Source organism: Weizmannia acidilactici (genome assembly GCF_008974225.1).
Taxonomy (GTDB): Bacteria; Bacillota; Bacilli; order Bacillales; family Bacillaceae_C; genus Weizmannia; species Weizmannia acidilactici.
Map to the genome: position 1 here is coordinate 38385 of NZ_BKZR01000030.1, position 7669 is coordinate 46053.

At 48.2% G+C, this 7669-nt stretch carries 7 protein-coding genes; 3 read left to right on the forward strand and 4 right to left on the reverse strand.

Features of this window, described 5'->3' with window-relative positions:
- Positions 1–131: 131 nt before the first annotated feature.
- Both GBH70_RS11565 and GBH70_RS11570 read right to left on the reverse strand, forming a co-directional pair.
- The gene (locus tag GBH70_RS11565) at positions 132–1547 is read right to left on the reverse strand and encodes a lipopolysaccharide biosynthesis protein (protein WP_151681194.1); all 1416 of its coding nucleotides are present in this window, start codon (positions 1545–1547) and stop codon (positions 132–134) included.
- The gene (locus tag GBH70_RS11570) at positions 1544–2779 is read right to left on the reverse strand and encodes a glycosyltransferase (protein ID WP_151681195.1); all 1236 of its coding nucleotides are present in this window, start codon (positions 2777–2779) and stop codon (positions 1544–1546) included. Before GBH70_RS11570 ends, GBH70_RS11565 begins: the two co-directional genes overlap by 4 nt.
- 379 nt (positions 2780–3158) lie before the next feature.
- Here GBH70_RS11570 and GBH70_RS11575 point away from each other — a divergent pair, with 379 nt between their 5' ends.
- Positions 3159–4034 carry a cation diffusion facilitator family transporter gene (locus tag GBH70_RS11575; protein ID WP_172967412.1) on the forward strand — a complete coding sequence of 292 codons (876 nt, stop codon included), beginning with the start codon at positions 3159–3161 and terminating at the stop codon, positions 4032–4034.
- A 279-nt stretch (positions 4035–4313) separates the two neighbouring features.
- Here GBH70_RS11575 and GBH70_RS11580 read toward each other — a convergent pair whose 3' ends face one another.
- Both GBH70_RS11580 and GBH70_RS11585 read right to left on the reverse strand, forming a co-directional pair.
- Positions 4314–5303: an acrylyl-CoA reductase family protein gene (locus GBH70_RS11580; protein WP_151681197.1), complete on the reverse strand. Its 990-nt coding sequence runs from the start codon at positions 5301–5303 to the stop codon at positions 4314–4316.
- 16 nt (positions 5304–5319) lie between these two features.
- Positions 5320–5634: an iron-sulfur cluster biosynthesis family protein gene (locus tag GBH70_RS11585; protein ID WP_172967411.1), complete on the reverse strand. Its 315-nt coding sequence runs from the start codon at positions 5632–5634 to the stop codon at positions 5320–5322.
- Between the two features lie 199 nt (positions 5635–5833).
- Between GBH70_RS11585 and GBH70_RS11590 the strand changes: the two genes are divergently transcribed.
- Complete coding sequence (locus GBH70_RS11590; RefSeq protein WP_151681199.1) at positions 5834–6163, forward strand: hypothetical protein; 330 nt, start codon at positions 5834–5836, stop codon at positions 6161–6163.
- Positions 6164–6259: 96 nt separating this feature from the next.
- Positions 6260–7396 carry a M20 peptidase aminoacylase family protein gene (locus GBH70_RS11595; RefSeq protein WP_151681200.1) on the forward strand — a complete coding sequence of 379 codons (1137 nt, stop codon included), beginning with the start codon at positions 6260–6262 and terminating at the stop codon, positions 7394–7396.
- The last annotated feature ends 273 nt before the right edge of the window (positions 7397–7669 follow it).

A 7669-nucleotide genomic window follows, 5' to 3' on the forward strand; every position in this document is an offset into this window, starting at 1 on the left:
GCCCTGTAATTGATCATAGCCTGCCACTGTATCGTTTGAATTGAGAAATAATTAAGAAATTGTAAATGAATGTTAATTTTTGATAAAGCTCGCAGAACAATAAAAATGCCGCAAGCATAGAAGCCTGCAGCCTAACTCTTTTCCAAATTCAACTGTTTTGCGCGGAACATGTTCCAAATATTTTTTATGGCCGGCATTTGGATCCCTGACACCGCCAAAAACAAAGCAATGTTCAGCAATTCGATGCCTTTTAAAGGAAATGCATTTGCCAATGCCGCAAGAAACATGACGGCGGTAACCCAAAAATGTTTTCTTAACGGGAACCCTTCCCAATTTTTTTCTGAGAAAAAACTCCTTCCCCAGAAAAAGAACACGTAGGAAACGCCGGTTGAAACAGCTGCCCCGACCGCTCCGAAATGCGGAATCAGCAGCACACTCAACAACAAGCAGGTGGCAATCGAAATGAAGCTTACCCAGATGTTCAAATAACTTTTTTTCGAAAACACAATCCCCAAAGTTGTCGTCTCGCTGACCGTATATAAAACGGGCTGGAGACACAAAAAACCGATTAAATAGGCGGCATCCGCATACCCCGGGGACAATAGCAGCACAACGAGCCGCTTGCACGTCAAAATGGTGAAAAAAAGCCACGACATGACAAGCAAAACGCCTTCGCTCACCAATTTAAAATACACCATCCGCCGTTTTTCATTGAACCACCGGTACGCGGTCGGCACCCAAAAGTTGGTGAAGCTTGTCTGCACGATCGACAAAAGCGCAGCAATTTTCAAGGTCGCGGCATAAATCCCGATCTCTTCGTAGCTGCTCCATGCGCGGAGGCCCAGCCTGCCGAAGGAATTTAACAGACTTGTGACCGAAGCCGCAACGGCAAGCGGCAAACCGAACTTTAGCAGCCGGGCGGCGAGCCTTTTATCGGGGCGGAAATGTTTCACCAGGAAATAACGCCTGTACCGGATGATCAAATACAAATCGCCGAGAATCTGGCCGACCACCGTCGAATACAAGACCGCGAGAAAATCGCGGCGGATGAACAAGACAAAAACGAGCGTGGCAACAAGTAGCACGGCTTTGATCAGGAGATTAAAAAACGAGTATTCAAACGCCCTTTCTTTCATGCGGATGGATAGAAGGATAAACCTTTCCAACACCATGAACACAATCATGATCCCGAATAAAGCGGATGCAAGCACATAACGCCCCTCTCCAAACAGCACACGGGAAACGAAATGGCTGTCCAATACAATCACCGCGCATACGGCAGCCGCCAAACCAAGCGGAATCAAGAGGGCATTCCGGAATAAATCCGCTTTGTTATCCGCTTCATGGTATTCCCTTGTATAGGCCTGGTCCACCCCGAGATACAGAAAAGTACCGATTAAGGTTTGGAACAGTATAAACATGCTCGCTTTCCCGTACTCTGCAGGGGAAACGAAATGGGTTGTCACCGGGATCGTGATAAATGAAATGAAAGCCCCGCCGACCGGCCCGATCGAAAAGCCGAACAGTTTTTTCATAAATGGTTTCATGGCTTCAAGCTTCCTTCGAACATGTCCATTAAGCGCCGGTTCAGCTTTTCAATGTGAAAAGATTCTTCCACCGTTTCCCGCGCCCGCCGCGCAATCATCGGCCATGATGCTCTTTTTTCCAAAGCTTCCCGGAGGACAAGCGCAAGTTTTCCTGCATCCCGTTCTTCCGTAAGAAAGCCGGTCTCTTTGTCGCGGATCAGTTCCGGAATTCCGCTGTGGTAAGTGGAAACGGCAATTTTGCCCATTGCCATTGCTTCCATCAACAGCACCGGAATCCCTTCCATATCCCCGTCGCGGGCCGTCACGCTCGGCAGCAGCACGATATGCGCTTGTTTCATGATTTCAACCAGTTCTTCCTGCGTTTTCCACCCTAAAAGGCGGACGGCTGAACCAAGGCCCCGTTCCTTGATCTCCTGTTTCAGCCGGCCTTCGAGCGGGCCGCCGCCGACAATCCAATACTCCACACTGATCCCCTCACGGATAAGCCGGTCCACGGCCGCGATGCTGTATGCGATGCCTTTTTTCTCCACAAACCGTGCCACCGTCAACATTTTAATGGTTTCATTTTCATGCGGGAAAAGCGGGCAGAAATCAAACTTCTCTGTATCAATCCCCATATGGTGGACACGGATATTGGCAGGGGGAGCCCCCAGGTTGATGCATCTTTTTTTCCAAAACTCACTGATCGGCAGTAGCACCGCATCCGAACGGAAAAGTTTGCTGTACACATTTTCCCCTTTCTGCCGGACAAACCTCAGCATATCGTAGCCATGAAAGGTGACAAAAAGCTTTCCTTCCAGCACACCGCTGTCAATCAGATGCTGCGCGAGCAATCCGTTCGGCCCGAAATGGGCATGGATGATATCAAACTTGCGGGTGTCCGCTTTCTTAAGCGCCCGGACCATGTACATCAAATTCGGCTGCCTGGCAATGTCGCTGAAATGGATATCCGGCCTGCCGGGTCGCAAGCTGGTACGTGCGGTGAAGCGGGCCAAATGGATCAAGTAAAGGGCCGTTTTCTTCCATTTTTGTTCCGGTTCACGCGCATGATAATAAACTGTATGATCGAGCAGGCGGTACTGCGCTACTGCCTCGTGAACGCGTGCATTGCCATCGCTTTTTTTGGCGAGGACCGTGACCCTGTGCCCTGCATCGATCAGACCGGTGATTTGATTTAAAATAAAAGTTTGCGAGAGTTTAGGAAATTCCCCCGCGATAACTAAAATATCCATCTATTTCCCTCATTTCGCTGTTTTCGAATGAGGGCCAGCCACTGTTTAATTGGAATATAGCGTAAAGAATTGAAAGAATCAATCTTTTTTGATGTGATTTTGCCAAAATGCTGTGCACAAATCCGGGTATAGAATGGAAAATTGGGCCTATAAGGAATGACCTGCTGCCGCCGGATATGGCAATATGCACAACTGCCGCCTCCTTTTGTTTTTTTGGCAGACGAGCAAGATTGTTTGATTACCCGGCCTGCCTGTTTTTCCCCCATCTAACTTTTATGTATCCCTTTTACTTTTATAGTGGGCGGAAAAAACGTTGCTGTAGACCCACTCGGCTGTTCATTGCTATGATAAGAATGTACAATAATTGGGTGTGATTTCAATGAATGAAGAAAAATACCATAATTTAAAGCTGGGCGAATACGGAATCATGATCAGCATGACTGCCTATTTAAGCTTGTCGGCGCTGAAACTCCTTATCGCCTACCATACGGATTCAAGCGCTTTAAAGGCAGACGGGCTGAATAATATTACGGATATCCTTTCTTCGATTGCAGTGTTGATCGGGCTGAGGCTGTCTAGGAAACCGGCAGACCATGACCATCCTTACGGCCACTGGAAAGCGGAAAATGTCGCTTCAATGGTCGCATCTTTGATCATGATGGGTGTCGGTTTCCAAGTATTATATGACGCCATACTTTCGATTGTCCACGGAAAGTCGCAGTCCCCGGATATGGTTGCGGCTTGGACCGGTTTATTTTGCGCCGGGGTCATGTTCGGCGTCTACCTTTATAATAGCCGTTTGTCAAAAAGGATTAACAGCCAGGCCGTCCAGGCAAGCGCCATGGACAACTTGTCGGACGCCTGGGTCAGTGTCGGCGCCAGCATCGGGATTATCGGTTCTCAGTTCCATCTTCCGTGGCTCGATCCGGCAGCAGCACTGATTGTCGGCGTGCTCATCTGCAAAACAGCCTGGGAGATTTTCCGCGATACATCCCACCTGCTGACGGACGGCTTTGATGAAGCAGAATTGGAAACGTACAAAGATAAAGTTTTAAGCATTGCCGGCGTCCAAAGTGTGAAAGATATCAAAGCGCGGCATTACGGCAACAACACCGTCATTGACCTTGTCATCGCAGTCGACCCCTCCCTCGACCTCCGCCACGCCCACGATATTTCAACGAAAGTGGAAGATTCATTGATCAAAGATTGCAAGATTTATGAAGTGATCGTCCATGTCGAACCGAGCGAAAGCTGAAATGCTTCCTTGGCCAGCCTGAAGCCGCGGCCAAGGAAGCATCCCGTCCACGGCTGCGAAAAAGGATGCGGTTTGGGCAGGGCCGTTATAGTGATGAAAAGGGGCCGCCCCAAAAGCCCCTTTTAAACAAGTAATTTTAAGATTTTTCCTTGAACTGGTCCATGGCAACTCTGTAAGGATCAATTTGACTTTATTTTCTCCTCGAATTGTTCATTAGCAATTCTTAAAGCGGGGCTTGTTCCAAAAGCCAGTCCTCTGGCTTTTGGAGCAGCCCCTTTTTCACATTTTTACAATCGTCCGGCCCTGCAGTTTGCCTTCCAAAATGTCCGCTAAGGCCCGGGGGACTTCTTCCAGGCTGATTTCCCGGACGATTTCGCTTGTTAGATGTTCCGGTTTGTAATCGCTGGCCAACCGTTCCCATATTTTTACGCGCAGGTCCATCGGGCAAAAAACAGAATCAATGCCGAGCCAGCTCACGGCACGACCGAGAAACGGCGTAACGGTCGTCGTTACTTCCGTTCCGCCGGTAAGGCCGCTTGTCGCTACCGCCCCGCCATACCGGAGCGTGCTAATGATATATTGCGTTGTTTTTCCGCCGACCGGGTCCACCGCAGCGGCCCACTCCGTTTTGCGGATGGATTTTTGCTCGTGATCGACAATCGCCTCCCTGCCGATCACCCGTTTCGCACCGAGCCGCTTCAAATAATCATGCGCGGATGTTTTGCCGGTAGCGGCCGCCACTTCGTATCCTCTTTTTGCCAAAATGTCAACGGCTACACTGCCGACGCCGCCGCTTGCCCCGGCAACGAGCACCGGCCCCTGCCCGGGTTTGAGCCCATGGTCTTCCAATTTTTGCACGGAAAGTGCAGCGGTAAAGCCGGCTGTGCCTAAAATCATCGATTCTTTTAACGTCAATCCTTTCGGCAGCGGCACAACCCATTCAGCCGGGACGCGCGCCATTTCGCTGTAACCGCCGCAATGGCCGGTTCCAAGCTTGTAGCTAGTGACGATCACTTCATCGCCTTCTTTGAAACGACTGTCTTCGGATTGCAGGACGGTACCGGCCAAATCGATTCCGGGAATAAACGGGTACGATTTTACAAAGCTTCCTTTGATGCCGACAAGCGCGTCTTTATAATTGACGCTTGAGTAAGCGACCTTTACTGTTACCTCCGCTTCCGGCAGCTGGCCGATGTTCCAATCCCTCACGGAGAGTTCCGGTTTCGTTTCCCCTTTTTCCATCACCAATGCATGAAAAGTACTTTTCAATGCTAAACACCTCTTTTTATTCGGCCCTTGTTAAGTCCAAATTATTTTGGTAAACTTCCTCATCCGAGGAAAGCTTGTACCCCATTTTCGGATTGTAGTCAATCGTCACTTTATTATGAAGCTGTTTTTGGCTTGACTTTGAAATTAGCATCGAAATGTCGTATACATTAAACAAATCGTCATCTTCGCGTTTGCAGTCAAGTTTCAAATAATGCTCCACGGCAATCGAGCAACTCCCGACAAAAACTGCTTCAATCCGGATCCCTTCACCTTCATTAAAATAGATTTGCTTAAATTGGGAGAGTGCAGCGGGTTTGATAATAATTTCCATTTTCTTCACCTTTTCTTTCGCAAATGTAATATTTCTTTCTACTACCCGCTTTCCTTTTTTTGCAAAACAGGCTTTCACTTTTTTCATATTCCACAGGGGGCCAATATTTTCCTTCTTTTCGGCTTGGACTTGGAGGGAGGGGGGGGAGATACCCACATAGGTATTTTAAAGGCTGTCCGCTGATTTATCGGGGTTTTCGTTGATTTTTTCGTTTATCGCTGATATATTTGGAATCTTTGCTGATTTTCTCCCTTTTTTCGCTGATTTCGGATTGCGGAACGATTTAGAACATGGCGGATACCCCTGGAGTCGGCCAGATTTTTTACTGTTGCATGCTGGTATGTTTCCACTTTCCGCTGATTCCGCCACGATCAGAATGGAAATGATAAGAATACCCGATGATGATGAAAATTCTTTCTCAGCGATATTTTTGAGAAAAATATACAAAAATTTCCAGACACCTTATGATTTTTCCGGCAATTTTTTCAGCCGGTTGAATAAATATAATAATAGAAAAAATCAATCTTGAAAATCCAATAATGCCGAATATTGCGAATAAATTTAACCTTTGTTACAATAGTGTAAACATTTCAAATTTAAAATTTTACGAGGATGTGTTTGTTAGATGAATTTGCCCCAGTTGTACAACACGACACTCTCCGAAGAAATCCTGGAGATTTTTGATGATCTCCATGCCCATCCTGAACTCAGCATGGAAGAATACCGTACCACCCAATTTTTGAAAGAGAAATTAACCGGACTCGGATGCCGTGTGAAAACGTTCGGAGATGATCCCGGCGTCGTTGCCGAATTTGGAAGCGAATCCCCTGTAGTCGGCATCCGCGCTGACATGGATGCCCTCTGGCAGGAAGTGGACGGGGTATTCCGCGCCAACCACTCTTGCGGGCACGACGCACATATGGCAATGGTACTCGGGACATTAATGTATTTTAAAAAAATGAATATCCGGCCAAAAGGAACAATCCGCTATATTTTCCAGCCGGCGGAAGAAATCGGCCAGGGCGCAAAGCTGATGATCAAAAAAGGGGCCGTAAATGACCTGGAATATTTGTTTGGCGTCCATCTCCGCCCCGTGCAGGAGACGAAAAATGGGCACGCCTCCCCTTCCATTCTCCACGGCGCGAGTGCAACCATCACCGGGAAAATTATCGGGGAGGATGCACATGCCAGCCGACCGCATCTCGGGACGAACGCCATCGAAGTTGCGGCTTCCCTTGTGAATGAACTTGCCCATATCCACGCAGACCCGCTTGTGCCCCATTCGGTTAAAATGACACAACTCCAGGCCGGCGGAACTAGCACCAATATCATCCCGGGGCAGGCCCATTTCAGCCTTGATCTGCGCGCGCAAACGAATGAAGTGATGGAGCACCTAATCGGTCAGGTACAACGCGCCGTGCATACGATCGCCGAATTTTTCAACGTCAAAATCGAGCTGTATGTCCCGGATTATCTTGCCGCAGCCACAATGAACCGGGAAGCAGCAGACATTATGGCGGCCGCCATTCGTGAATGCCTCGGCAATGACAAATGCGATCCTCCACTTGTGACGACAGGCGGGGAAGACTTCCATTTTTACGCAAAAAAACGGCCTGGCTTAAAAACGACGATGCTCGGCCTCGGCTGCGGGCTCACCCCGGGGCTTCATCACCCGCAGATGGCATTCGACCGGAAAGCCATCCTCACAGGCGTCCAAATTCTCTCCTCCGCCCTGTTAAAAGCGCTGGATGCCGCCAACTAAACAAATTGGAAGGATTTCGCCGGTTACGTTTTTTATAGTCACGGCTTTGGATCATTTGAATGTACCGGCCTACGGCAAATATTTTGTCTCTGTATTTTTTCCCAACATGCAAAAACCGGTCCCGGAATTAAAAAATCAGGTGTCTGTTTAAACATGATTGTTCTTTATACCTTTCCAACGCTTTTCACAGGAAGGCTTTTCTTCTTAAAATAAAGTTTATGTTTGTATCTTCATAAAACGTAATTTCACAATCGAGTAGGAGGAGGTGACTAA

What these genes read in the sequence shown, in the direction of transcription:
- GBH70_RS11565 (WP_151681194.1), bottom strand. Translation starts at nt 1,547, where the DNA reads ATGAAACCATTTATGAAAAAACTGTTCGGCTTTTCGATCGGGCCGGTC.
- GBH70_RS11585 (WP_172967411.1), bottom strand. Translation starts at nt 5,634, where the DNA reads ATGGAAATTATTATCAAACCCGCTGCACTCTCCCAATTTAAGCAAATC.
- GBH70_RS11570 (WP_151681195.1), bottom strand. Translation starts at nt 2,779, where the DNA reads ATGGATATTTTAGTTATCGCGGGGGAATTTCCTAAACTCTCGCAAACT.
- GBH70_RS11575 (WP_172967412.1), top strand. Translation starts at nt 3,159, where the DNA reads ATGAATGAAGAAAAATACCATAATTTAAAGCTGGGCGAATACGGAATC.
- GBH70_RS11595 (WP_151681200.1), top strand. Translation starts at nt 6,260, where the DNA reads ATGAATTTGCCCCAGTTGTACAACACGACACTCTCCGAAGAAATCCTG.